Source organism: Ruegeria sp. (assembly GCF_028066395.1).
Taxonomy (GTDB): Bacteria; Pseudomonadota; Alphaproteobacteria; order Rhodobacterales; family Rhodobacteraceae; genus Ruegeria.
The window spans coordinates 1-24,670 of the sequence record NZ_JALCBM010000013.1 but is presented as its reverse complement, the minus strand read 5'-3'; the positions used below and the strand labels follow the sequence as shown (position 1 = coordinate 24,670).

Annotated in this window: 31 protein-coding genes; 15 read left to right on the top strand and 16 right to left on the bottom strand. The window is 60.7% G+C overall.

The annotated features are described in order from the left end of the window. Both MPJ51_RS06315 and MPJ51_RS06310 read left to right on the top strand, forming a co-directional pair. Positions 1-1,311, top strand: coding sequence for an FAD-binding oxidoreductase (locus MPJ51_RS06315; RefSeq protein WP_298383514.1), 1,311 nt, complete (start codon positions 1-3; stop codon positions 1,309-1,311). 110 nt (positions 1,312-1,421) lie between these two features. Further along, positions 1,422-2,636 (top strand): aminotransferase class I/II-fold pyridoxal phosphate-dependent enzyme, encoded by a 1,215-nt coding sequence (locus tag MPJ51_RS06310; RefSeq protein ID WP_298383387.1) that lies wholly within the window; start codon positions 1,422-1,424, stop codon positions 2,634-2,636. Here the strand turns inward: MPJ51_RS06310 and MPJ51_RS06305 are convergent. From MPJ51_RS06305 to phaC, 4 genes are all read right to left on the bottom strand, one after another. Then, positions 2,624-3,379, bottom strand: a complete 756-nt coding sequence (locus MPJ51_RS06305; RefSeq protein WP_298383384.1) for a trypsin-like serine protease — start codon at positions 3,377-3,379, stop codon at positions 2,624-2,626. The two genes, MPJ51_RS06310 and MPJ51_RS06305, sit on opposite strands and share 13 nt — an antisense overlap. A gap of 5 nt (positions 3,380-3,384) precedes the next feature. Beyond that, the gene (gene phaR, locus MPJ51_RS06300) at positions 3,385-3,939 is read right to left on the bottom strand and encodes a polyhydroxyalkanoate synthesis repressor PhaR (RefSeq protein ID WP_298383382.1); all 555 of its coding nucleotides are present in this window, start codon (positions 3,937-3,939) and stop codon (positions 3,385-3,387) included. A 135-nt stretch (positions 3,940-4,074) separates the two neighbouring features. Further along, positions 4,075-4,521 carry a phasin family protein gene (locus tag MPJ51_RS06295; RefSeq protein WP_298383379.1) on the bottom strand — a complete coding sequence of 149 codons (447 nt, stop codon included), beginning with the start codon at positions 4,519-4,521 and terminating at the stop codon, positions 4,075-4,077. Positions 4,522-4,652: 131 nt separating this feature from the next. Beyond that, positions 4,653-6,455: a class I poly(R)-hydroxyalkanoic acid synthase gene (gene phaC / locus MPJ51_RS06290; RefSeq protein ID WP_298383376.1), complete on the bottom strand. Its 1,803-nt coding sequence runs from the start codon at positions 6,453-6,455 to the stop codon at positions 4,653-4,655. A 112-nt stretch (positions 6,456-6,567) separates the two neighbouring features. Here phaC and phaZ point away from each other — a divergent pair, with 112 nt between their 5' ends. Together phaZ and MPJ51_RS06280 are read left to right on the top strand one after the other, a co-directional pair. Next, positions 6,568-7,839, top strand: a complete 1,272-nt coding sequence (gene phaZ / locus MPJ51_RS06285) for a polyhydroxyalkanoate depolymerase (RefSeq protein ID WP_298383374.1) — start codon at positions 6,568-6,570, stop codon at positions 7,837-7,839. Positions 7,840-7,844: 5 nt separating this feature from the next. Further along, a complete protein-coding gene (locus MPJ51_RS06280; protein WP_298383372.1) occupies positions 7,845-8,429 on the top strand; it encodes a DUF6151 family protein in 585 nt (194 codons plus the stop codon). On the opposite strand, the gene MPJ51_RS06275 is transcribed toward MPJ51_RS06280, so the two are convergent. The 5 genes from MPJ51_RS06275 to MPJ51_RS06255 all read right to left on the bottom strand — a co-directional run bounded on the left by MPJ51_RS06275 (position 8,426) and on the right by MPJ51_RS06255 (position 11,690). Further along, positions 8,426-8,815: a twin-arginine translocation pathway signal protein gene (locus MPJ51_RS06275; protein ID WP_298383370.1), complete on the bottom strand. Its 390-nt coding sequence runs from the start codon at positions 8,813-8,815 to the stop codon at positions 8,426-8,428. The two genes, MPJ51_RS06280 and MPJ51_RS06275, sit on opposite strands and share 4 nt — an antisense overlap. Positions 8,816-8,887: 72 nt before the next feature. Beyond that, on the bottom strand, positions 8,888-9,502 hold the full coding sequence (locus MPJ51_RS06270; RefSeq protein ID WP_298383511.1) for a hypothetical protein: 615 nt from the start codon (positions 9,500-9,502) through the stop codon (positions 8,888-8,890). Positions 9,503-9,523: 21 nt separating this feature from the next. Continuing rightward, positions 9,524-9,949, bottom strand: coding sequence for a VOC family protein (locus tag MPJ51_RS06265; RefSeq protein ID WP_298383367.1), 426 nt, complete (start codon positions 9,947-9,949; stop codon positions 9,524-9,526). Beyond that, positions 9,949-10,941: an alpha/beta hydrolase gene (locus MPJ51_RS06260; RefSeq protein ID WP_298383365.1), complete on the bottom strand. Its 993-nt coding sequence runs from the start codon at positions 10,939-10,941 to the stop codon at positions 9,949-9,951. Before MPJ51_RS06260 ends, MPJ51_RS06265 begins: the two co-directional genes overlap by 1 nt. Further along, a complete protein-coding gene (locus MPJ51_RS06255) occupies positions 10,941-11,690 on the bottom strand; it encodes an alpha/beta hydrolase (protein WP_298383362.1) in 750 nt (249 codons plus the stop codon). The genes MPJ51_RS06260 and MPJ51_RS06255 overlap by 1 nt, the downstream gene beginning before the upstream one ends. 216 nt (positions 11,691-11,906) lie before the next feature. Here MPJ51_RS06255 and thrS point away from each other — a divergent pair, with 216 nt between their 5' ends. The 5 genes from thrS to MPJ51_RS06230 all read left to right on the top strand — a co-directional run bounded on the left by thrS (position 11,907) and on the right by MPJ51_RS06230 (position 16,626). Continuing rightward, on the top strand, positions 11,907-13,898 hold the full coding sequence (gene thrS / locus MPJ51_RS06250) for a threonine--tRNA ligase (RefSeq protein WP_298383360.1): 1,992 nt from the start codon (positions 11,907-11,909) through the stop codon (positions 13,896-13,898). 221 nt (positions 13,899-14,119) lie between these two features. Beyond that, positions 14,120-14,422: a DUF2282 domain-containing protein gene (locus tag MPJ51_RS06245; RefSeq protein WP_298383358.1), complete on the top strand. Its 303-nt coding sequence runs from the start codon at positions 14,120-14,122 to the stop codon at positions 14,420-14,422. Between the two features lie 73 nt (positions 14,423-14,495). Further along, positions 14,496-15,353, top strand: coding sequence for a DUF692 domain-containing protein (locus tag MPJ51_RS06240; RefSeq protein ID WP_298383355.1), 858 nt, complete (start codon positions 14,496-14,498; stop codon positions 15,351-15,353). Continuing rightward, entirely contained in the window at positions 15,350-16,111 is a 762-nt protein-coding gene (locus MPJ51_RS06235) for a DNA-binding domain-containing protein (RefSeq protein WP_298383353.1), read from the top strand. The genes MPJ51_RS06240 and MPJ51_RS06235 overlap by 4 nt, the downstream gene beginning before the upstream one ends. Then, on the top strand, positions 16,108-16,626 hold the full coding sequence (locus MPJ51_RS06230) for a DoxX family membrane protein (RefSeq protein WP_298383349.1): 519 nt from the start codon (positions 16,108-16,110) through the stop codon (positions 16,624-16,626). Before MPJ51_RS06235 ends, MPJ51_RS06230 begins: the two co-directional genes overlap by 4 nt. A gap of 31 nt (positions 16,627-16,657) precedes the next feature. On the opposite strand, the gene MPJ51_RS06225 is transcribed toward MPJ51_RS06230, so the two are convergent. Further along, a complete protein-coding gene (locus MPJ51_RS06225) occupies positions 16,658-17,026 on the bottom strand; it encodes a hypothetical protein (protein ID WP_298383346.1) in 369 nt (122 codons plus the stop codon). 41 nt (positions 17,027-17,067) lie between these two features. Beyond that, a complete protein-coding gene (locus MPJ51_RS06220) occupies positions 17,068-17,385 on the bottom strand; it encodes an ArsC/Spx/MgsR family protein (RefSeq protein WP_298383343.1) in 318 nt (105 codons plus the stop codon). 216 nt (positions 17,386-17,601) lie between these two features. On the opposite strand from MPJ51_RS06220, the gene MPJ51_RS06215 reads away from it, so the two are divergent. Beyond that, positions 17,602-17,808, top strand: a complete 207-nt coding sequence (locus MPJ51_RS06215) for a cold-shock protein (RefSeq protein WP_008758035.1) — start codon at positions 17,602-17,604, stop codon at positions 17,806-17,808. A gap of 150 nt (positions 17,809-17,958) precedes the next feature. Here MPJ51_RS06215 and thyX read toward each other — a convergent pair whose 3' ends face one another. After that, positions 17,959-18,870, bottom strand: a complete 912-nt coding sequence (gene thyX, locus MPJ51_RS06210; protein ID WP_298383330.1) for an FAD-dependent thymidylate synthase — start codon at positions 18,868-18,870, stop codon at positions 17,959-17,961. A gap of 177 nt (positions 18,871-19,047) precedes the next feature. Here thyX and MPJ51_RS06205 point away from each other — a divergent pair, with 177 nt between their 5' ends. From MPJ51_RS06205 to MPJ51_RS06195, 3 genes are read left to right on the top strand one after another with little or no spacing between them, the layout of a single operon-like run. After that, positions 19,048-19,476: a VOC family protein gene (locus MPJ51_RS06205; protein WP_298383327.1), complete on the top strand. Its 429-nt coding sequence runs from the start codon at positions 19,048-19,050 to the stop codon at positions 19,474-19,476. Then, positions 19,476-20,177 (top strand): DUF1194 domain-containing protein, encoded by a 702-nt coding sequence (locus MPJ51_RS06200; RefSeq protein WP_298383509.1) that lies wholly within the window; start codon positions 19,476-19,478, stop codon positions 20,175-20,177. The genes MPJ51_RS06205 and MPJ51_RS06200 overlap by 1 nt, the downstream gene beginning before the upstream one ends. Continuing rightward, positions 20,174-20,893, top strand: coding sequence for a DUF1194 domain-containing protein (locus tag MPJ51_RS06195; protein ID WP_298383323.1), 720 nt, complete (start codon positions 20,174-20,176; stop codon positions 20,891-20,893). Before MPJ51_RS06200 ends, MPJ51_RS06195 begins: the two co-directional genes overlap by 4 nt. A 3-nt stretch (positions 20,894-20,896) precedes the next feature. On the opposite strand, the gene MPJ51_RS06190 is transcribed toward MPJ51_RS06195, so the two are convergent. From MPJ51_RS06190 to MPJ51_RS06180, 3 genes are all read right to left on the bottom strand, one after another. After that, positions 20,897-21,394, bottom strand: coding sequence for a winged helix DNA-binding protein (locus tag MPJ51_RS06190; protein WP_298383320.1), 498 nt, complete (start codon positions 21,392-21,394; stop codon positions 20,897-20,899). 78 nt (positions 21,395-21,472) lie between these two features. Next, positions 21,473-21,730 carry a succinate dehydrogenase assembly factor 2 gene (locus MPJ51_RS06185; RefSeq protein ID WP_298383318.1) on the bottom strand — a complete coding sequence of 86 codons (258 nt, stop codon included), beginning with the start codon at positions 21,728-21,730 and terminating at the stop codon, positions 21,473-21,475. Beyond that, a complete protein-coding gene (locus MPJ51_RS06180; protein WP_298383315.1) occupies positions 21,727-22,119 on the bottom strand; it encodes a helix-turn-helix transcriptional regulator in 393 nt (130 codons plus the stop codon). The genes MPJ51_RS06185 and MPJ51_RS06180 overlap by 4 nt, the downstream gene beginning before the upstream one ends. 92 nt (positions 22,120-22,211) lie before the next feature. Here MPJ51_RS06180 and MPJ51_RS06175 point away from each other — a divergent pair, with 92 nt between their 5' ends. Both MPJ51_RS06175 and MPJ51_RS06170 read left to right on the top strand, forming a co-directional pair. Next, positions 22,212-23,414 (top strand): pyridoxal phosphate-dependent aminotransferase, encoded by a 1,203-nt coding sequence (locus MPJ51_RS06175; protein WP_298383506.1) that lies wholly within the window; start codon positions 22,212-22,214, stop codon positions 23,412-23,414. 14 nt (positions 23,415-23,428) lie between these two features. After that, positions 23,429-23,830: a hypothetical protein gene (locus MPJ51_RS06170; protein ID WP_298383312.1), complete on the top strand. Its 402-nt coding sequence runs from the start codon at positions 23,429-23,431 to the stop codon at positions 23,828-23,830. Between the two features lie 4 nt (positions 23,831-23,834). On the opposite strand, the gene MPJ51_RS06165 is transcribed toward MPJ51_RS06170, so the two are convergent. Beyond that, on the bottom strand, positions 23,835-24,670 hold an 836-nt coding region (locus tag MPJ51_RS06165), incomplete at its 5' end, for an MATE family efflux transporter (RefSeq protein WP_298383309.1).

Sequence of the window (24,670 nt, the reverse complement as noted above, 5' to 3'; positions counted from 1 at the left end):
ATGGGCCTGAACCTGCTCTATTCCAACGACCGCAAGGCCGAATACCCGCCCAGTTGGTATGCGGCCACGGCGCAGGGGCTCGACCGGCAACCGGCGCTGGACGGCGATGCGCGCGCTGACGTCTGCATCGTCGGCGGCGGTTACACCGGTCTGTCCGCCGCGCTGCATCTGGCTGAGGCCGGGTTCGATGTGGTGCTGCTTGAGGCGCATCGCGTGGGCTTTGGCGCCTCGGGCCGCAATGGTGGCCAATTGGGCAGCGCCCAGCGCATGGATCAAGAGGATCTGGAGCGGCTGGTGGGCGAGGACGATGCCGCCAAGCTGTGGCATCTGGCCCAGGATGCGAAGGATCTGGTCAAATCGCTGATCGCGAAACATCAGATTGATTGCGACCTGAAACCGGGCATTGCCGGATTGGGGTTCAGCGCCTCGGAACGTCGCGAGCTACATGAACACGCCGCGCATCTGTCGGATCGCTATGGCTATGACCAGATGGACTTGCTGGACGCCGACGCCGGGCGCGCCCTCTGCCCCTCACCCGCCTATCAGGGCGGTTATCTGGATATGGGCGCTGCGCATCTGCATCCGTTGAACTACGCGCTGGGTCTGGCCCGCGCTGCGATCAAGGCCGGAGTACGGGTGCATGAAGGTACCGAGGTTCTGGGGATCGAGGAAGGCCCTCGCGTGACCGTGCGAACGGCCAAGGGTCAGGTCTCTGCCGGTCATGTCATTCTTGCCTGCAACGGCTATCTGGGTGCGCTGAACCGTCAGGTGGCCGCGCGGGTGATGCCGATCAACAATTTCATCGCCGCAACCGAACCGCTGGGCGAAGATGCCCGGCAGGTTCTGACCCGCGACGTGGCGGTGGCGGATACGAAATTTGTGGTGAATTACTTCCGCCTCAGCGCCGATAACCGGCTGCTATTTGGCGGCGGCGAAAGCTATGGCTATCGCTTCCCGTCAGACATTGCAGCCACAGTGCGCAAGCCAATGACCGAGATCTTCCCGCATCTGCGCGATATCCGCATCGATTATGCCTGGGGCGGTACGCTGGCCATCACCATGCGGCGCATGCCTTATCTGGCACGGATTGCGCCCAATATCCTGTCCGCCTCGGGCTATTCCGGCCACGGTGTCGGCACCGCCACTCATGCGGGTCAATTGATGGCGCTGGCTCTGCAGGGACAGGCCGAAGGGTTCGACACCCTCTCACGCGTGCCCGCCCTGCCCTTCCCCGGCGGCCCCGCCCTGCGCAGCCCGTTGCTGGCGCTGGCGATGACCTGGTACGCGCTGCGGGACCGGCTGGGCGTCTAACCCTGCAATTGTATCACTTTGGTGAAATTCCGCCGAAGGGCGGATTAGGGTCTTGCACGCCAAAATCCTTACTTTATGTTTCCGAATACTGGAATTCGGGAAAACCAAATATGACTCTGCCACCTAACGTTCATGCCGCCGAACCCATCCCCACAGCCGCAAAAGATGCTATCGAGGCCCTGATGCAATCAGGCGACCTGTTCCGCTATACCGCGCCGCAGGACGCGCCGGTGGCGCTGCTTGAGGCGGAATTTGCCGAACTGCTGGGCGCGAAATACGCGCTGGCGGTGTCATCATGCTCAGCCGCGCTGTTCCTGTCGCTCAAAGCGTTGGGGCTGCCGCGCGATGCGCGGGTGCTGATCCCGGGCTTTACCTTTGCCGCCGTGCCATCCTCGGTCGTGCATGCGGATTGCGTGCCGGTCCTGTGCGAGGTCGGTGACAATTACCGCATTGATATCGCCGATTTCACCGCCCGGCTGGACGATGTGCAAGCGGTGATCATCAGCCATATGCGCGGCCATACCTCGGACATGGATGCGATCATGGCCCTGTGCGAGGCGCGCAATATCCCGGTGATCGAGGATGCCGCCCATTCGCTGGGCACCACCTGGCATGGGCGCAATATCGGCACCATCGGCAAGGTGGGCTGTTTCTCGTTCCAATCCTACAAGATGATCAATGCGGGCGAAGGCGGCATTCTGATCACCGATGACGCCGATCTGGTCGCCCGCGCCGCCATCATGTCCGGTGCCTATGAACATAACTGGAAGAAGCACAAAGGCCCGAACGGCGCACCAGAGCCTGAGCTGGAGGCCGCCTTTGAACTCTGGCAGAACAGGCTGCCGCTCTACAATCTGCGCATGAGCAACCTCAGCGCCGCCGTGATCCGCCCGCAACTGCCCGAACTGGCGCGCCGGGTGCGTGACGGGCTGGACAATCACGACTACGTCGCGGGGCGCCTGAACAGCTCTCCCTGTTTTGATGTGCCTGCACCGCTGATGCCAGAGCGCCGCGCCCCGGATTCGATCCAGTTCAATCTGGTCGGCATGGATGAGGTGGAAACCCGCGCCTTTGTCGCCGCCGCCGAGGAACGCGGCGTGAAAGTTCAGGTCTTCGGGCTGAGCGCCGACAACGCGCGTGCCTATTGGAACTGGCAATTCCTGCCGGAACAGGTCGAACTGCCCCAGACCCGCGCGATGCTGATGAAGGCCTGCGATGTCCGCCTGCCTGTGCGCCTGACCCGGGCCGAGTTGGACGTGATCGCCGATATCCTGCTGGCCTCGGTCGGGGATGTGACCGGGCCGATGCCGGTTTACGGCACCTGATCCAGCAGATCGACAGACAGAAACAGCGCGTCGATCCCCTGCGGGGTCGGCGCGATACGCGACAGGATAGCGGCGACAGCCAGACCTGTTTCGGTTTCAACCAGCAGCGGCGCGCCTGAATCCCCCATCATCACCGGACAGATCGCCTGCATCAGCGACGGCCCCAGAGGGCGCGGGTCGCAACTGCCCGTTCGGCTGAGGACATGAGGGCGCAAACCGGGGTATCCGGCGACAAACCCTGCGCGCTGGCTTGGCGCAAGGGGCAGATACCCCAATGCATCGCCCAGTGGCTCTGACAGTTCCAGCACCGCCCAATCCAACGCCGCGCGATTGTCGAACGCGCCATCCAGCCCCTGCTCCGGCGCCAGCGCGTAGTCTTTTGCCACGGCAACAGCGACCGCCTCACCGCGCTGATATCCGGCGGCGAACCGAATGCTGGCGGCGGGAATCCAGCGTTTGCGAGAGGCGTTGTAAAGACAATGCGCGGCGGTCAGGACATGCCGGTCCGAGATCAGCACGCCGGTACAATGAGATCGCTGGCGGATGCTGGCAAAGTTGACCCGTCCAATGGCGCGCCATGGCGCTTGCGTTGCGTCCAGAATGTCGCGCGCGCGGATATCGTCGCAGCCTGCACCAGCGTCCTGGCCCAGGGTGCAGACCGGCTCCCACACGTCGGAAAACTGCCCTTGTGCGTGGGCCATGCCGGACCAAAGCAGCGCGGCCAGCAGGGCCAGAACACGCATGAGGCTTAGCTGAGCTTGGACAGTTTCTGCTGCAAATCCGCCAACTGTTTCTTGATATCGGCCAGATCTTCCTTGGGCTTCTCGGTTTCCTCGCCCTCGGCCTCCGGGGCCGACCAGTTGCCGGACAGACCGCCAGTCATCGCCTTCAGGAACGCCTGTTGCTGCGCCTGCAACGCATCGAATCCCGGCATCTGCGACATCGGGTTCATCGCGTTCATGTTTTCCATCATCTTGGTCTGGTTTTCCCGCAGCATCTCGAACGAGCTTTGCAGGAATTGCGGCATCATGCCCCCGCCCGGCACCATATAGCTGCGCACCAGATCGTTCAGCACATTGACCGGCAGCACGTTTTCGCCACGGCTTTCATGTTCGGCAATGATTTGCAGCAGATATTGGCGGGTCAGGTCGTCGCCGGTCTTCAGGTCGATGATCTGAACCTCTCGCCCGTCACGGATGAACCCCGCTATATCTTCGAGCGTCACGTAATCGCTGGTCTCGGTGTTATACAGCCGACGGCTGGCATAGCGCTTGATCAGCAGCGGTTTTTCTTGTTCAGACACCTGTTGCCCTCCCCAAGGATGATGCGTTGCAGCGCAGATTATGCGAGCGCAGAACAAAAAGAAAGGGCAGGTCACAGGACCTGCCCACAGCGAGTGCACCAAATGGGAGGGTTGGGTACGTCTCGCGGTCTTGGCTTACTTGGCAGCCGATGCTTTCTTGGCAGCAGCGGTCACCTCGTTGGTGGCTTTTTTGACAGCGGCGGTTGCGTCTTCTGCAACGTCCTTGCCGGCAGCCATCAGCAGTTCGACGGTTTCGGTCTGAACTTTTTTGGCGATCTCAGCGAAAGCAGCCATGTTTTCTGCAGCAACTTCGGCCGACGCGCTTGCGAAATCGGTTGCGGCTTTGGCGTAATCGGCAGGCTCTGCCTTGGCTTTCGACATCTCGGTCAGCTTGGCCAGGGTTTCCTTGGTCCATTTGTTCGAGATTTCAGCCGATTTCTCAGCCGCGTCCAGCGCAACGCCCGACAGCTTTTCGTTCAGCGAAGCGGTCGATTTGAATGCGTCTTCCAGGGCGCTTGTGTCAACCGGGAATGCGCCCATCATGTCCTTCAGGGTCGCGGTAAAGTCTTGGGTCTTTGCCATTGTCCTAATCCTTTTAGCCTGTCCGGGCCCACCCCGGGTTTCATCAGCTTGAGGGCAATATGATTTCTGCATTGCAGCATTTCAAGTTTTTTCTTGCTGCAATGCAGAAAAAATCTGGTTTCAAAATGAAATCAGCGGTTTGCCTTGACCTGAACATAGGTCCCCGGGGCCGGACACAGGCGCGGATGATCCGAATCACCGGTGTCGCGCGCAGGCACTTGCTTGCCGGAGCGTTTCTTCAGCCACGCCTCCCACATCGGCCACCAGGACCCTTCGTGGAAATCGGCCTGCTTCAGCCAGGTATCGGCATCAGCCTTCAGATCGGGATTGGTGTAATGACCGTATTTCTTCTTGCTGGGCGGATTGACGATGCCCGCGATATGACCGGATTCCGAGACTACAAAACTCTTGGACCGCGACCCCATCTGCTGCACCCCGTGATAGCAATATTTCCACGCGGCGATATGGTCGGTTTCGCAGGTGATCGCCATCAGGGGCACATCCACATCCTTGATGTGCAGCTTGTGGCCCATCAGGTCGAACCCGTCCTTGACGAAATCGTTGCTTTGGCACAGCCCGCGCAGATATTGCATCGCCATACGGCCCGGCAGGTTGGCCCCGTCGCCGTTCCAATACAGCAGATCGAAGGCAGGCGGCGTCTCACCCATCATGTAGCTTTTGATCGCGGGGGTGTAGATCAGGTCCTTTGAGCGCAGAAACGACATGGTGCGCCCGATGATCCACGCCTTGAGGATACCATCGCGGTTGACCTGTTCCTCGATCCCGTCGACGAAATCGTTCTGCAGGAAGGGCGTGAACTCTCCTTGTTCACCGAAATCCGTAAGCGTGGTGAAGAAGGTGGCCGATTTGACCGACTTGTCGCCGCGCTGTTTCAGCAGCGACAGGGTCAGGCTCAGCGTCGTGCCCGCGATGCAATACCCCACCGCGTTGACCTGCTTGACCTTGCAGATGCTCTTGACCTCTTCGATGGCGGTCAGGAACCCGTCCTGAATGTAATCCTCCATCCCGATATCGGCATGAGAGCTGTCGGCATTGATCCAACTGACGACAAACAGGGTATAGCCCTGCTCGGTCACCCATTTGATCAGGCTGTTCTGGGCTTTCAGATCGAGGATGTAGAACTTGTTGATCCAGGGCGGGAACAGCACGATCGGTGTTTCATGCACCGTCTCGGTCGCGGGCTTGTACTGGATCAGCTCCATCATCCGGTTGCGATAGACAACATCGCCCGGGGTCGTGGCGATATTGCCGCCGACCTCGAACGCGCTTTCGTCGGCCAGTTTCACCACCAGTTCGCCATCATTGGCTTCCAGATCCGAGACCAGGTTCTCCAACCCCTTGATCAGCGACTGCCCTTCCGTCTCGACCGCCTTTTCCAGCGCGTCGGGGTTGGTGGCCAGAAAGTTGGTGGGCGCCATCATGTCGATGATCTGTTGCGAGAAATAGGTCAGGCGCTGTTTGTCCTTCGCCTCCAGATCCTCGACCGAGGCGACGGCCTGCCGGATCGCCTGCGCGTTGGTCTGATATTGCTGGCGGACAAAGCGGAAATAGGGGTTCGTCTCCCACATCGGGTTGGAAAACCGCCGGTCGGGTTTGGCGCCATCCGTCTCCTCAACCTGCCCCGAGGTCATGGCGCGCTGCGCCTCGGCAAAGTTGAGGACCGATTTGCTCCAGTATTCCACCTGCTGTTCCATCAGCTTGGCGGGATTCTGCCATGCCTCGGCCCAATAGGCCGTTGCTGCTCTTGCATAAAGCTCTTGATTCGGACCGTCCAACGCGGGGGTGTGTGGCGTTTTTCCGGCCATCACCTCGACCAGACGCTTGGACAGTTCTTCGACCTTTTCCATATTTTCTTTAAGGCGTTCAATATGTTCTTCGGTCACTTCCGGCGTCTGACCGTCGCTAGTTGTCATTTTAACAATTCCCCCCTAACCTCGCTGCTATGCAGAATAACGTCGTGGGTGCTGGGGGGCAAAGCGACGAATGGTCCGAACTTTCAGGCTGACACGCGGGAGGCCCCATTTCATGCGCTACATGATGACCTACGACCTTATGGAAACCATGCGCAACACCAACCAATGGCTTGGTGCGACGGCCAGCGCGATGGCCTCTTACCCGCAGTTTTCGATGATGCCCAACCCCGCCTTCAACTGGATGGCGGCGTGGGGCGAAGTGACCGAGCGCACGTTTCAGCGCATGATCGTCAAGCCCGATTGGGGCATCCGCACCTTTACCTGCGAAGACGGCAAGGATCATCTGGTCGACATCACCACCGTTCTGGAACACCCCTTCGGCGACCTGATCCATTTCCGCGTCAACGGGCGCGAAGAACAGCCGCGCAAGGTGCTGCTGGTAGCGCCGATGTCGGGCCATTACGCGACCCTGCTGCGTTCGACCGTCAAAAGCCTGCTGGTCAATTGCGAAGTTTACGTCACCGATTGGCATAATGCGCGCGATATCCCCGTGTCCGAAGGCAAGTTCGATGTCGAGGATTATACACTCTATCTTGTCGATTTCATGAAAGAACTTGGCCCCGACACCCATGTGATCGCCATTTGTCAGCCCGCACCGCTGACGCTGGCCGCCACCGCCTATCTGGCCGAGGTCGAGCCCAAGGCGCAGCCCAGCACCCTGACCCTGATCGGCGGCCCCGTCGACCCCGACGCCACCCCGACCGAGGTCACCGATTTCGGCCGCCGCGTCACCATGGGCCAGTTGGAAGAGACGATGATCCAGCGCGTCGGCTTCAAATACAAGGGCGTCGGCCGCATGGTCTATCCTGGCCTGCTGCAACTGGCCTCGTTCATGTCGATGAACGCAGAACGCCACAGCAAGGCGTTTACGGATCAGATTCACCGGGTGATGCGGGATGAGGCCTCGGACCACGACGCCCATAACCGGTTCTACGACGAATACCTCGCCGTGATGGACATGACGGCCGAGTTCTATCTGTCCACTGTCGAACGCGTGTTCAAAAACCGCGAGATTGCGCGCAACGAATTTGTCGTGGCCGGGCATAAGGTGGATATCGGCAAGATCACCAATGTGGCGGTGAAATCGGTCGAAGGCGCGAATGACGACATCTCGGCCCCCGGTCAGTGCATCGCGGCGCTGGATCTGTGCACCGGCCTGCCCGACAGCAAGAAGGCCAGCCATGTGGAACCCGGCGCGGGCCATTACGGCATCTTTGCCGGGCGCAGCTGGCGCGACAACATCCGCCCGCTTGTCATTGATTTCATGAATGAAAACAGCCGCAAACCCCAACGCAAGGCGGCCAACAAGAACAAAGTGGCCTGACCGGCATGAGCAGGAAGCGGGCACAGGAGATCCCCTTTTCCTGCACCTGCGGCAGCCTGCAAGGCCACATCACCAAGCGCGGGATGTCCTCGGGCACGCATGTCGTGTGTTTCTGCCGTGATTGCCGCGCCGCGCAGCTGTATTTCGGTCAACCCGACCCCGCCCCCGGCCCGGTCGAAATTCTGCATATGACGCCCGAGGATATCGTCATCGATCAAGGCGCCGAGCATCTGGCCGCCATGCGCCTCAGCCCGCGCGGCATGCTGCGCTGGTATGCCGATTGCTGCAATGCGCCATTGGTGACAACCCCGGCCTCGCCCAAGCTGCCGTTTGGCGGCTTCATCGTCAAACGGCTGGCGGACCCTGCCCCTCTGGGCCCGGTCACCACCCGCGGCTTTGTGCCCACGCCCGGAGGCAAGCAAAAGCATCAGAAACTGCGATATGCGGTGATCGGCCTGCTGAAACGCATCGTGGCTTCACGCCTGTCAGGCCGCTGGAAAACATCCATATTCTTTGACGCTGAAACCGGCCAACCGACCGTAACACCCACGGTCCTCAGCAAGTCCGAACGCGCCGCGCTGTATCCCTAAAGCCAACTCAGCCGGGCACGGCCCAGCGAGGTGTTGTGTTCGACACACCAGATATAGACCTCGTTGAACTCGGTCACGTTCAGTTTGGGCCCAACCGGATAGACCTGCGGACCTTCAAACGCGGCTAGTTCGCCAATGATCCCGTCGCGCCGAAACCCATCCTGCCCAAAGGCCACCCACGGATCGGGCGAGCCTTCATGCGCGAAGTCATCCTCCAGAAAGACCGCCCAACGCTCCCCATCCTGATAGAGCGCCACCCCGCCCGAGGTGCTGCCCGTCGTGAACTGCCCCTGCGCGCGCCGTAGCCCGGCAGGCGCAGTCGCCGCCAAAACGCTGTGCGGGATCATCACTGCGCACACCCCGGCCAGAACTGAACGTCGTTTCATCTGGCAACTCCTTCCATCAAAATGGCCGGTTAGTCGAAAACCGGGCGCGGCGGAATGCCAGCCGCCAATCCCTCACGGATATCTGATCGCGCGAAAACCCGGAAAATCCGCATATCTCGCCTGCCGTTCGGACAGGTTTTCTTCGGGCTCGGCCCCGGGGCGTAGTAGGCAGCCACGCGGCGCGATATAGCTGTCGATCCGCCGCAGCGGTTTGGGCCGCCAGACCAGATTGAAGGCGCAGAGCTTGGGGAAAAACCAGATCTCGGAATAGTCCAGATGATCATGCATCCACCACGCCAGATCGCGCCAATCACGCCCCTCGGCGTACCGATCCGCAAACCAAGGGATCACGACCGAGGCCCCGGCAATCCGTTCGTCCCCGATTCCGCGATCCCAGATATGGCACTCCAGCGGATGATCATTGCGGGCACAGTTCAGCTTGTTCTCATTCCCGAACCGGTTCAACGAAGGCGAGCGATAGCCCGACCGCACTGCCACCCGTCCAAAGGTCTCCTCCAACGGGTCCAGCAGGGTTTCACAAAACGCCCGCCCTGTCTCGATCGCCAGATCGGGATTGTCCGGGATATTCTGACGCGCGTGGAAATTGCCGATCTCGGAATAGAGAAAATCACGCATGTAGAAATGCCGCGACAGGCGCACCCGGCCCAACGTCTCAAGGCTCCACATACTGCCTGGTTTGCGCATCCCTCAATACCCGTTCCAGCGGAACGCCCCATCTTCGCGGAGATTCGAGAACGGATTGAACGCCACCTCCCAGATCGTGCCGTCGGGCGCGCGGAAATAGCCGTGATGCCCGCCCCAAAACACGTCCGAGGCCGGCTTCAACACCTCCGCCCCCGCATCACGAGCCTTGTTCAAAACGTCCGCCACCTCTTCCTTGGTGCGGCAATTGTGGCTGAGTGTCATTGCACCGCGGCCCAACGTGCTGACATCAACGCCGATCTCATCAGCCAGCGCGGCAAGAGGATAAAGGCCCAGCGTCTGACCGATCAGATCAAAGGCAATGACCCCGTCCGGGCTGTCAGCACGTCGCCAGCCCAGCGCTTCATAGAAACTTGCCGCTGCCTCGGGATCGTCCACACCAACAGTGATCAGGCTGGCACGTTGTTCCATCACTCAATCCCCTGCTCTTTCAGCCACGCCAGAACCCCGGCCACGGTCGCATCGGTCTGTCCCGGCGACATCAACCGCCCCGCAACAACATGCGATGAGGGATCGTCCCCCGGCCCCATGGTCACCAGATTGACCGTGGCAGGCCCGCCCCAATCTGCGGCCACAATATGGGTCCGATCCGGACGCACCACCTGATCGTCGTCCGAGAACCAGAACAGCGCCGGTACACGCGCGCCTGAAAAATCAAGCGCATAGACCGTGTCAACCAACACCGACATCGGCACTACGGCCTCCCACGGATACACCGTCGTCCAATATGTGTTCTTCTCGGGATCGGGGCTGGACACATCACGCTCGGCCCCCATCACCAGCGGCAACCAGTCCCGTGCCCAGGGCAGAGACGGCACCCACGCCGCCGCTGTGTTGACCCCGAAATTTGGCGACACAAAGATCATCGCGGCCACATCCGCACTCAGGTCCAGGTCCAGCGCCGCCGCCGCAGACAAGGTTCCGCCGGTCGAGGTCGATATCACGATCACCCGATCCCCGACAGCACGCGCGGCGGCCAGGCCTTCGGCCATATCCTGCATCCAACCGGTCGCGGTCGCCTGCCCCATGGCCGCGCCATCGCGCCCGTGCCCCTGCAGGCGGGTATAGACCAGATTTGCCCCCAACGCCTCGGCGATCAGATCGGGCACCGGGCGAATTTCCTCGGAAGAGGCAGAGAACCCGTGGACGTACAGCACCGAATAAGGCGTACGCTGTTCCTCGAACCCATCCCGCCAGACCACCCGCTTTTCAACGCCGGGCACAATGTCGTCAAAAGCAGCTTCAGTGCTTTCAAAATAAACCTGCACCCCTTCGCCAAACTTGCGCGGATCGAAACGCGGGTTCAGATCCACCTGCTCGCGCGGCCCGAACCAGTAAACCAGCGCCCCAATCGCGACGAGACCCAGCAGAACCCGGCCCAAAACCCATCCGAAACGCCGCATCAGCCCTGTCCCATAACGTCCAGAACCGCCTGTTCAATCATCCCCAGACACGGCCCGTCCGAGAAACGATGATCGGCATCCTTGACCAGCAACAGACGCATATCGGGGCCCGAGGCATGTTCCAGCAACCGCACCGCGGTCTCAACGCTCACCGCCGTATCTGCCGTGCCCTGCAGGAACCGCACCGGAAAAGGCAAATCCAACGGCACACGCAGCACCAGACGCTGTCGCCCATCTTCGATCATCCGCTTGGTGATGACATAAGGCTCCATGTAATCCGAAGGCAGCTCCACATGCCCCACGCCCTCCAACGCAGCCTTCTGTTCCTCACTGAATGAGGCCCAATACCCGTCCTCGGTAAAATCCGGGGCCGCGGCAATCGTGACCATACCGGCAATCCGCCCCGGCATCTCCCGCGCCAGTAACAGCGACTGCCATCCACCCATGGACGAGCCCACAACGATCAACGGCCCCTCGGTCAACGCGGACACAGCTGCCAAAGTATCCTCGTGCCAATCCCCGATGCAGCCATCGGTAAAGGCCCCTGAACTCTCACCATGGCCCGAGTAGTCGAACCGCAAAAACCCCTGCCTGCGCGCCTGCGCCCAGGCTTCCAGATGCACCGCCTTGGTGCCCTCCATATCCGACTTGAGCCCGCCCAGAAACACAATCGTCGGTCCCGCACCGTCGCTTTTGTGATATGCCAACCGCCGCCTCTGCGCCGTCTCCAAAAAATCCGTTGCTGCCATAAAATCCTCACTTCTTTTTCAGCATCATGCACGCCCCGCCCCCAAGTGCAATTCCCGGATTCCCCCTTCATCTGGCCAAAAATATCCCGGGGAGCGCGAGGGGCTGGCCCCTCGCTCCGCCCCTTGACACACGCGCGCACGCCTGCCACATGAGCCGAACACATATAACCCGCAACCGGGCGTTCAGTGGGCGCCAAACCGACGAGGAGAGCCGATATGGCCCTGGATTCTCAATCCGTCTCTCTTACCTTCCCCGATGGCAATGCACGATCCTATGACGCAGGCGTCACGCCCGCGCAGGTCGCTGCCGACATCTCAACCTCGCTGGCGAAAAAGGCCATCTCGGCCACGGTGAACGGCCAGCATTGGGACCTGCAATGGCCCATCGAATCCGACGCACAAATCGCCATCCATACGATGAAGGACGAGGTTCAGGCCAACGAACTGATCCGCCACGATCTGGCGCATATCATGGCGCGCGCGGTGCAGGAAATCTGGCCCGACACCAAGGTCACCATCGGCCCCGTCATCGAAAACGGCTGGTATTACGACTTTGACCGGGCTGAACCGTTCACGCCCGAAGACCTCGGCCAGATCGAGAAAAAGATGAAGGAAATCATCAATAAACGCGATGCGGTCACCACCGAGGTCTGGGACCGCCAGCGCGCGATCGATTTCTACACCGAAAATAACGAGCCCTATAAGGTCGAACTGATCGACGCCATCCCCGGGGATGAGTCCCTGCGCATGTATTGGCATGGCGACTGGCAGGACCTGTGCCGAGGACCCCATCTGCAGCATACCGGTCAGGTTCCGGGCGATGCGTTCAAACTGATGTCCATCGCCGGTGCCTATTGGCGCGGCGACAGTTCCCGCCAGATGCTGCAACGCATCTATGGCGTGGCCTTCACCGGCAAGGAAAAGCTGAAAGCCCACCTGCATATGCTGGAAGAGGCCGCCAAACGCGACCACCGCAAGCTGGGCCGCGAAATGGACCTGTTCCACATGCAGGAAGAGGCCCCGGGGCAGGTTTTCTGGCATCCGAACGGCTGGACCGTGTACACCACGCTGCAGGATTACATGCGCCGCAAACAGCGCGTGGGCGGTTACCGCGAGATCAACACCCCTCAGGTCGTTGACCGTAAGCTCTGGGAGGCCTCGGGACATTGGGAGAAGTACCAGCACCACATGTTCCTGGTCGAGGTCGACGAAAGCCGCGATGGTGAAAACGACGACGCGAGCTCGAAAAACAGGGACCAGACACGGATCAACGCCCTCAAGCCAATGAATTGCCCCTGCCATGTGCAGGTCTTCAATCAAGGGCTCAAGAGCTATCGTGATCTGCCGCTGCGGCTGGCCGAGTTTGGGTCGTGCTCACGCTTCGAACCTTCGGGCGCGTTGCATGGCATCATGCGTGTGCGCGGGTTCACCCAAGACGACGCCCATATCTTCTGTACCGAAGATCAGATTCAGGAAGAATGCGCGCGTTTCATCGACTTTCTCGCCGATGTCTATCGCGAACTGGGCTTTGAAGATTTCGAAATCCGCTTTGCCACACGCCCGGAAAAACGCGTGGGCACGGACGAAAGCTGGGATTACGTCGAAGGCGCGCTGGAAAACGCAATCAAGGCCGTTGGGCGCGACTATACGTTAGAGCCGGGCGACGGTGCGTTTTACGGCCCCAAACTGGATTTCTACCTGACCGACGCGATTGGGCGGGTCTGGCAATGCGGTACCTTCCAGGTCGACCCCAACCTGCCGGAACGGTTGGGCGCCAGCTATGTTGCGGCCGATGGCGACAAACATCGCCCTTATATGCTGCACCGGGCCTGCCTGGGCTCGTTCGAGCGTTTCATCGGTATTCTGATCGAAAACTGGGAAGGCAAGCTGCCCTTCTGGCTGGCCCCGCGTCAGGTCGTTGTCGCCTCGATCACCTCGGAGGCAGATGACTACGTGATGGAAGTGGTTGAAACCCTCAAAGCCGCAGGTGTTCGGGCCGAGGCGGATATCCGCAACGAGAAAATCAACTACAAGGTCCGCGAACATTCGCTGGGCAAAGTGCCGGTCATTTTGGCCGTCGGTCACCGCGAAGTGGAAGAGCGGACCGTCAGCGTTCGCCGCCTTGGCGAAAAACAGACGCAGGTTCAATCGCTTGAGGCTGTAACAAATGAGCTGTCCAAGGCCGCGACCCCGCCGGACCTGCTGTAACAATCGGCGTCAATTCGCCTCGAATCCGGCCCCAAATGCGGGGCCGGATTGAAACATTTCCAATTTTCCGCTTCAAAAACAGTTTGTTAATGCGCAAGATGGCATGACTACCCCTGACGCGCTCGTGAGACACGGGCTCGTGAATTCAACTCTGGCCCCGAAGCCACTACCTTTGTCATTGTCACAAGCAGACATACCCAGTCATCAAGAGGATTACCGAGATGTCGAACACCGCAAAATCACTGGTCATCGCAACCGCAGTTGCCGCCGCCGTATCGGGCGCAGCCACCACCGCGTCGGCCCAAGCCAAAGAAAAGTGCTACGGCGTTTCGCTGGCCGGTCAGAATGACTGCGCCGCAGGCCCCGGCACCACCTGCGCGGGCACCTCGACCGTCGATTATCAGGGCAACGCATGGACGCTGGTCGATGCCGGCACCTGCGCCGATATCGAACTGCCGGCACAGGCAGATGGCACACCGCGCCAGGGCTCGCTGGAAGAGCAAGACCGCGACCTGCCGGCATAAGGCCACATAACCGAAGACGTTTGGGGGCGGGCACTATCGCCCGCCCTTTTCATCGTGATCAGGGAACGCGCTGATGTTGGATGATGCATTAAGGTCAAACCGCCTGCCCGCCGCGCCGGGTGTCGGATATAAACCGCAGCATTTTTCACAGATTCTCGAACACGCAAAACCGGTGGCGTGGCTGGAAATTCACGCCGAGAATTACATGGGCGACGGTGGTCGCCCGCTGGCGCAGCTGCGCCATTTGTCCGAACAGTTTCCCATCTCGGTCCACGGCGTTGGCCTGTCCATCGGCGGCGAAACCCCGCTGGATACCGATCATCTGGCCCGACTGAAACATCTGGTCGGCTGGCTGAACCCGGCCAGTTTTTCCGAACATCTGGCCTGGTCGACCCATGACAGCCATTTCCTGAACGACCTGCTGCCCCTGCCCTATACCGACGCCACGCTGACCCGCGTCTGCGATCATATCGATCAGGTGCAAGAGGTGGTCGGGCGCCAAATGCTGCTGGAAAACCCCTCCAGCTATCTGGCCTTTGAGGAAAGCACCTGGTCCGAGCCCGATTTCCTGAGCGAGATTGCCCGGCGCACCGGCTGCGGGCTGCTGCTGGATGTGAACAACGTCTTTGTCTCGGCCACCAATCTGGATTTCTCGCCGCAAGGTTATATCGACGCCTATCCGCTGGAACAGGTGGGTGAGATTCACCTCGGCGGCCATGACGAAGACGAAGACGACCACGGCCGCCCCCTGCTGATCGACAGCCATGGGCGCGAGGTGGTCGATCCGGTCTGGGCCCTGCTGGACTACGTTCTGGAACAGTCCGGCCCCAAACCGCTGCTGGTCGAATGGGACACCGATGTGCCCGACTGGCCGGTGCTACGGGCCGAGGCTGAACGGGCGCAGACCGCATTGGACCGGGTCCCCGCATGAGCGTGTCGCAAACCAGTTTCCACTCGGCCCTGCTGGATGCCAGCCGCCCTGTGCCAGACGGTTTGCAGGATGCCAATGCCGCCCCCGCCGGGCGTCGGTTCAGCGTTTACCGCAACAACGTGGCCGTCTCGTTGACCGAGGCGATGCATCAGGCCTTCCCGGTGATCACCAAACTGCTGGGGCCACAGAATATGGACGGTCTGGCGGGCATCTTCCTGCGCCAGCACCCGCCCTCGTCCCCGTTGATGATGTTCTACGGCGAAGACTTCCCCGGTTTTCTGGCCGGGATGGAGCAGCTTTCGCATCTGGGCTATCTGGCAGATATCGCCCGGCTGGAACTGGCGCTGCGCCGCGCCTATCACGCCGCCGATGGCCACCCAATCGAACCCGACGCGCTGGCCATTGCGCCCGAAGATCTGATGGCCGCGAAACTGACCCTGGCCCCGGCGGTGCAGGTGCTGCGGTCCGACTGGCCGATCTTTGCGATCTGGCAGTACAATTCGCAAGCCGATGCGCCCAAACCGCAGGCAGGTGCGCAGGATGTCCTGATCACCCGCCCGGAATACGACCCCGCCCCGCATCTGCTGCCCGCAGGCGGTGCCGACTGGATCGCCCGGATTCAGGACGGGCAAACCATTGGCGCAGCATTCGAGGCGACCGCCGCCGAGACCCCCGAATTTGACCTGGGAACCACCCTCGCACTGCTGTTACAGGGCGGTGCGATTACTTCCGTGACTATCGAAAGGCTGGACACATGACTGCCCTGATCTCAACTTACAACGCTTCCATGGAAAAGGTGGATCACGCCTCGGGCTGGTTGACGCCCACATTGGCCCGCTTGGTCTTTATCGCTGTCCTGCTGGTCTACTACTGGAACTCGGCCATGCTGAAGATCGACGGATCGATCTTCTCACCCTCAAGCGGGGCATTCGGCCAGATCTTCCCCAAAGCCGCCGAGGCCGTGCTGTGGGACGTCACCCAGATGACCTTTTTCCAGCGCATCGTCATCTTCTTTGGCACCGTAGCCGAGTTTGTACTGCCCGCCCTGCTGCTGGTCGGCTTGCTGACCCGGTTGGCCGCTGTCGCCATGATCGGCTTTGTCTGGGTTCAAACACTGGTTGACGTCGCCGGTCATGGGGTGAAACTGGGCAGCCTGTTTGACGCCGCCCCATCCCTGATGGACCAGCGCGTGATGTGGACCTTCCTGTTTCTGGTGATGGTGATCAACGGCGCGGGCCCGCTCTCGCTCGACCGGTTGCTGCGCCTTAAGTAACTTGATCCAGCGCCGTTACAGGCAAAGCGCTTTAGAAATGCGCCTTGGGCTCGTCCGGTTTTCCCGCGGCCAGCCCAAGGACCCCCGCCACCCCGGCAAAAGCAATCGGGAACATGGTGAAGACGCCAAAGCCAAAGGCGAAATACATCCCCGCCGCTGACAGCAGCAGCATGATGCCCCCGATCAAAGCCCGCGCATGGGCCATCGCGCCACCGGCAATCGCCAGCAACGGCGCCAGGATCGAGGCCGACTGCACCAGTTCCGGGTTGTCCACCTGTTCGGCAATCCCGTCGATTTCGCCAAACTGGTCGATCAGTTCCACAAAGCCATAGCCGACAAAACCGACCATCATGCCGATCATCCCGGCGATGACGCCCAATATCATTGCAGCGTTTCGCATTCATTCGTCTCCGCAGTTGCAGATGTCACATATGTGCTGGCTCAGGCGACACCAAGACCCTGACGGGTTTCCTCGGTCCAGCCCAGAAACAGGGTGCCGTCATCTTCGATCAGCGGGCGTTTCATCAGGGTCGGATGGTCCGCCAACAGCTCTAGCGCGGGGCGCGTGCGCTGATTTTCGTCCAGTTCACGCCAAGTTGTGGAGCGGGTATTGAGCAAGGCTTTGCCGAATTTCTCATACGCCGCCGACATCAACGGGCCGGGCACACCTTGGGCGCGAACATCAACCAGTTCGGCATTTGGAAGGGATTTCAATGCCTTGCGGCAGGTGTCGCAGTTTTTCAAACCAAAAAGGCGCATGGTCGGGCTGATCCTGTGTCTGATGTAATATCGGGCAAATTGAAAAGCTTACCCCGGTTATTCTTGATTTTTTACTTCACCGTGCAATGTTGAAAAAGGCGAAACACGCAATTCGGGCCGTCTCGTTTGGGCGAACAGTGATGCGTTGCGGTTGCGCCAGCCACTGTCCCCGGCAATTTCGGGGGATGACGTGTAAGTAGGAAGGAGACACGGGAAATGCCAACCGGCACCGTGAAATGGTTTAATACAACCAAAGGCTATGGGTTTATCGCACCCGACGAAGGCGGCAAGGACGTGTTTGTTCATATCTCAGCCGTGGAACGATCCGGTCTGACCGGGCTCGCTGATAATCAGAAAGTCTCGTACGAGCTGCAGGACGGGCGTGACGGTCGCCAAATGGCAGCTGATTTGAAGCCATTGTAAAACTGATCTCGCCAAAGGTGGGACAAGTCCAAGAAGGTTAACGGCCAATTATCGGCCGTTGACCGCTTTACCCCCGTCAGGGTTTTCCTGAACGCAGGGCCTGTTTCGGCGCGAGGCTCGCTGGCGCCGGGTGTATCTTCTGTTGGACACTCATCCGTCCTTGATCACATCCTGAAATTCGCGCCATTCGCGCGCGGTCAAGCCCGAGTTTTCCTGCGTCACCGCCTCGCCCGCCAGCATCCGGCGCAAGCAGGTCACCATCTGCGCCGACAGGTTCACCGCACCCAGACGGTAATCTTCGAACGCGCGATAGGCGAAGGGCACCCAGTCGGCCACGATCTTGCACATGGTTTCGGCGTAGACGCGGATTTCGTATTGCGCATGCGGATCGGCGCGCAGACGCAGGAAGTGGAACAGGTTGTGCAGGTCCACCTTCCAATACCATTGCGTGTAGATATTGGCGGGCAGGTTCATCCGCGCCAGTTCACGCGCCAAACCCTGCTGGCCGTCCTGACCAATCATCGCCTCGTAATTGTCATAGCACCGGGCGCTGTCGGCCTTGAGGATCTCCAGCACGCGCGCGGCCTCTTCCCCCTGCAGCGCGTCGCCTCGGCCCTGATTGTTGATCTCGGACTGGGCGGCCACATGTTCTGGCGCGGGGATGTAGAATTCGCGGTCCAGAATCGAATAGCGGGCCGAGTATTCGTTCACATTCGCGGTCCGGTGGCGAATCCACTGGCGGGCCACAAAGACCGGCAGTTTGACATGCAGCTTGATCTCGCACATCTCGAACGGGGTGGAATGCCAGTGGCGCATCAGATAACGGATCAGGCCCTCGTCATTCTGCACCGATTTGGTGCCCTTGCCATAGGACACCCGCGCCGCCTGACAGATCGCGGCATCGTCGCCCATATAGTCGATCACCCGGACAAAGCCGTGATCCAGCACCTGATGCGCGGTGTACAGATGATCTTCCATACCTTCGGCAACAACGCGGCGGGTCGGGTGAGACTGGGCACGTTGCGCGTCGATCTCGGCCAGTTGGTCGGCGGATAGCGGCATGAAATGATCCTTTCCTGCACTGAGTCGCGTCCCACTATATATCGGGGACGGCGACACCGGAACCGCCACATGTGCGGCTTTTGGCGCGAATCCGGAATTGTGTCCCTGTGGCCCCTCGACTTGGGGAACCGGCGCGCTAATCTGCAGACCATCACAACCAATGCAGGGGAAGCCGCGATGGCGCTGACATATCTTCACACCATGGTCCGCGTGAAGGATCTGGAGAAATCCATGGCGTTCTATGAACTTCTGGGCCTGAAGGAAACCCGCCGGTACGAGAATGAATCCGCCCGGTTCACGCTGATTTTCCTGGCCCCTCCGGGACAAGAGGACGCACCGATCGAGCTGACCTATAACTGGGATGGCGATAACGGGCTGCCTGATGACAGCCGCCATTTCGGGCATCTCGCGTATGGCGTCGACAATATTTACGAGGTCTGTCAGCACCTTCAGGACAATGGCGTGGTGATCAACCGCCCGCCGCGCGACGGGCGCATGGCCTTTGTGCGCTCACCCGACAATATCTCGGTCGAGCTGTTGCAGAACGGTCAGGCGCTGGAACCGGCCGAACCCTGGGCCAGCATGGAAAGCACTGGGCACTGGTGATCTGCCGGGCCCTTGCCTTGGGGCTGGCCGTTCTGGCCGGCCCCGCCGCAGCCGAGCAGTGCCGTCTGGCGCTGGCTCTGGCGCTGGATATTTCGGTGTCGGTCGATGAGGCAGAGGACATCCTGCAGCGGCAGGGGCTGGCCGCGGCCCTGATCGCGCCCGAGGTTCAGGAGGCGTTCTTTTCCTCTCCGCTGCCTGTTGCCCTGGCTGTATATGAATGGAGCGGCCGGACCGCGCAGCACCTCATCCTGGACTGGACGATGATCGAGACCGAGGCCGACCTGTTGCTGGCGGCCACCACCGTTCAGCAATCCATCCGGTCCGACAGCGGGTCAGCAACGGCCATGGGTCATGCGCTGGCATTTGGTGCCTCGTTGATGCAGCAGGCCCCGCGCTGCCTGTTTCAGACCATCGATCTGTCGGGGGATGGGACAAACAATGACGGCTATGGCCCGGATTTAGCCTACAAGCATTTTCCCTTTGAAAACACGGTGGTCAACGGGCTGGTCATCAACGCCGCCGATTTCGAAGGAGAGCTGTTCCTGATCCCCTTCTTCGAAAACAACGTCCTGCACGGCCCCGGCGCGTTTCTGGAAATCGCGCAAGGATTCGAAGATTTCGAACGCGCCATGCGCCGCAAACTGGAACGCGAGTTGAAAGGGGTGGAACTGAGCACCGCCGCGCCGGGAACCTCGGAATGATTCGCCTGCTGGGCCTGCTGTTTGCGCTGTTGGCCAGCCCGGTCGGGGCGAATTGTCGGCAGGCACTTGCGCTGGGGCTGGATGTGTCCGGCTCGGTCGATCATCGCGAATACCGGCTGCAACTGGATGGGCTGGCGCGTGCGCTCTTGCGCCCCACCGTGCAGCAACTGATCCTGTCGAACCCGGACGCCCCGATCCGTCTTGCGGTCTATGAATGGAGTGAAACCGACCATCAGCGCCTGCTTCTGGATTGGATCGAAATCCTCTCGGCAGCTGACCTGCAAGGGATTGCGCAGCGATTGAGCGCGGTGAACCGGTCACCCGCCCCACAAGGCACTGCGGTCGGTTCGGCCATGCGGTTCGGCGCAGACCTGCTGGCCCGTCAACCCGAATGCTGGAAGCGCACGCTGGACCTGTCCGGTGATGGCAAGCACAATCTGGGCCCACACCCGCGCGACGTCAAACACGACCTCATCCGTTCGGGCATCACCATCAACGGGCTGGTGATCGGTGCCGACGACCCTTCGGCAGACGATGAACGCCAAGTTCAGATCGGAGAGCTGTCCGCCTATTACAACGCCTGGGTCATCCGGGGCCCCGGCGCCTTTGTCGAAGTCGCGCTGGGGTTTGATGCCTATGAGGACGCCATGACCCGCAAGCTGATCAAGGAACTGGAGGGGTTGATCCTGTCCGAACTGTCCCCGCAAACGCGGTGAAAATCAGTAGATATATCGGATCTGATCGGTCCAATACCGTTCCACCCGGCGCAATGATCCGGTGATATCCTCGATCCCGTCCAGACCCAGCACGCCCCGGCCCTGCAACCCCTCGGCATGGCGGGCGAACAGGTCCGAGACGATATCCCGTATCTCGCGCCCGCGCGGCGTCAACCGAACCCGGACTGAGCGGCGGTCGATCTCACACCTCTGATGGTGCATATAGCCCATCTCAACCAGTTTCTTGAGGTTGTAACTGACATTGCTGCCCTGATAGTAGCCACGGCTTTTCAACTCACCCGCTGTCACTTCGTGATCGCCGATATTGAACAGCAGCAGCGCCTGAACGGCGTTGATCTCCAGCACGCCGACCCGTTCAAATTCGTCCTTGATGACATCCAGCAGCAGCCGGTGCAGACGCTCGACCAGCGCCAGCGCCTCAAGATAGCTGGACATGAACCCCTTGGTCCCCTGGGCGGAGGCCTGCATTTCCATACTCATACGATCCTCCGATTCACTCGCGTCGTTCTGGGCACGATGACGCGAAATCCCGAAAAATCGGTTAAGCCGGATTTTAAGCTATTTTTGAAAGGTTTGCGCGATATCCGCGATCAACGCCGCAAACGGATCAGGCGCGGGCACCTGACCGGTGACCCATTGATACAGGTCCTGATCGTTTTCATGCAGCAACGCGTCATAGGTATCCAACTCGACCGGTTCCATACGATCGAGATTGCGATCCGCATAGGACGACAGGATCAGGTCCATTTCCTTGATCCCGCGCCGCATCGACCGCATCTTCATACGCCTGATCCGCACTTCGCGCGGTTCGGTCATTCCGGTTGCTCCAGCTTCTGACGCAGCACTTTTTCCACCCGCGCCAGCCGTTCCGCGCTGGATCGCATCTCGCCCCGGATCGAGCGGATTTCGGCGACCAGCGACACCAGTTCGCTGTCCATCTCACCCGGGGCGGTGGGGGCATCCATGCCTTCGCCCTCGCCCGTGATCAGCCACATGATCGAGACGTTGAGCATCCCGGCCATCATCGACAAACGGTTTGCGCGCGGCTCGGACAGGTCGTCTTCCCATGCGACGATGGTGGCTTTCTTGACCCCCAGCCGCCGGGCCAGTTGCGACTGGGTCATCCCGGCCGCCTCGCGCGCGCCCGCGACGCGATCTCCGAATGTCGCGGCCTCGGGTCCGAACCAGTCCGTTTCGTCGTTCATCGGGGTCTCCTGCGCCTGCATATGCGTATCACTTGATCCGCGTTCGGGCGCACCCTATGACAGTCGGGACCAACATACAAACCGAGGCAGCCATGACCTTCCTGTCTGCGACATTGTCGCGCGTCAAACCTTCCCCCACCATAGCCATGACCGCGAAAGCCGCCGAGATGAAGGCCGCCGGGCGCGACGTCATCGGGCTGAGCGCGGGTGAGCCCGATTTCGACACGCCGCAGAACATCAAGGACGCCGCTGTCGCCGCCATCGCGGCGGGTAAGACGAAATACACCGCCCCCGATGGTATCCCCGAGCTGAAACAGGCCGCCTGCGCCAAGATGAAGCGCGATCACGGGCTGGATTATACGCCTGCCCAGATCTCGGTCGGTACGGGGGGCAAGCAGACGCTGTATAATGCGCTGATGGCGACTTTGAACGAAGGAGATGAGGTGATCATCCCTGCGCCCTATTGGGTCAGCTATCCCGACATGGTGCTGCTGGCGGGCGGCACGCCGGTTGTGGTGGAAACCACGCTGGACAACAGCTTCAAACTGACCGCCGACCAGCTTGAGGCCGCGATCACGCCCAAGACCAAGTGGTTCATCTTCAATTCGCCCTCGAACCCGACCGGCGCGGGCTATAGCCGGGCCGAGTTGAAGGCGCTGACCGATGTGCTGATGCGTCACCCCCATGTCTGGATCATGTCCGACGACATGTATGAACATCTGGCCTATGACGGGTTCGAATTCTGCACCCCGGCCGAGGTCGAGCCCGGGCTTTATGACCGCACGCTGACCTGCAATGGCGTGTCGAAAGCCTATGCCATGACCGGCTGGCGCATCGGTTACGCGGCCGGCCCGGTCGAGATCATTGCGGCCATGCGCAAAGTGCAGTCGCAATCAACCTCGAACCCCTGCACGGTCAGTCAGTGGGCCGCGGTCGAGGCGCTGAACGGAACACAGGATTTCCTGGCCCCCAATGCCGAACTCTTCAAGCGTCGCCGCGATCTGGTGGTTGGGATGCTGAACGAAATCGACGGCATCTCGTGCCCAACGCCCGAAGGCGCGTTTTATGTCTATCCTTCAATCGCGGGGCTGATCGGCAAAACGACACCCTCTGGGACGGTCATCGCCTCGGACGAAGCCTTCGCCAATGCCCTGCTGGAAGAGGCCGACGTGGCCATCGTCTTCGGCGCGGCCTTTGGCCTATCGCCGAACTTCCGGGTCAGCTATGCGACCTCGGACGAGGCGTTGAAAGAAGCCTGCACCCGCATCCAGAACTTCTGCGCTGCCCTGACCTGAACCCGGAGGACACCATGACCACAGCCCTGCCCGAATACTATTTTCGTATACGCGAGAACGGGGCTGTTGTGTTCAGGATCGACACGGAAAACCGCCACCAGCGCATCGAGATGGAACAGATCGCCGTCATCAACATCCGCAATGGCGAGGTCAAACCGCAGGGGCAGCGCGCGCTGTCCGATGGTGACACGGCCGAAATCCAGCGCTGGATGGAGGCACGGCAGGCGCTGCTGGCGCAACGGGATATCGACGATATCCACCGCGCGGTGGATCATCTGAACCTGACCACGCAATGGGCGCAGTCCAAGGCCAGTGACGCACAGCTGGACGATGTAACCGACCGGCTGTTGATGGCGATGCACGATCTGCGCTCGGTCCTGGTGCGCAAAAAGGCGGATCGGCTGAGCAAAAACTAGGCGTTTACTCTGCCGGAACCCCGACTTTGCGCACTGACCGCAGCCAGAACCGCGCCAACAGCAGAACCCCGGCACAGGCCAGACCCAGCACCAGACCCAGCCAGACGCCAATCCCCTCCATCCCCTGTACAAAACCGAAGAAATACGAGGCCGGCACGCCAACAACCCAATAGCTGAGCGCGGCGATCATCATCGGAACCTTTGCGTCCTGCAACCCGCGCAACAGCCCCAGCGCGATGACCTGAGCGCCATCGACCAGTTGGAACAGCGCCGCCACGGCCAGCAGACCCGTGCCAATCGCCAGAATCTGCCCGCGCTGCGGGTCGTCGGGCTCCATGAACAGGGAAATCAGCGGCTCGGCGCAGGTCAGGAACAGGATGATGGTCAGCACCGATGTCACCAAAGACATCACCGTCACCGCAATCGCCCCTTTTTCAAGATGCGCCCGATCCCTCCGGCCCAACGCATTGCCTGCCCGGATCGTCGCCACATTGGACAGACCGATATGTACCATGAATGTTGCTGACGTCAGGTTCATGGCAATCCCGTGGGCCGCCAGCGGCACCTGTCCCAGCCAACCCATCAAGACGGTCGACGCGGCAAACAAGGTGACCTCGGCCAAGGTGGTCAGCCCGATCGGCACGCCCAGACGCAGGACGCGCAAAAGCATCTCCCAATCCGGGCGCCAGAAGCGCTGGAACAGCCTGTGTTCGGGTTCTGCCCGCACGGCGTAAATCACCACCGCCACCAGCGACACAAGCTGGGTGACGACAGAGGCAATCGCGGCACCGGTCACACCCAGTTCGGGTGCGCCCCAATTGCCGAAAATCAGCGCATAGT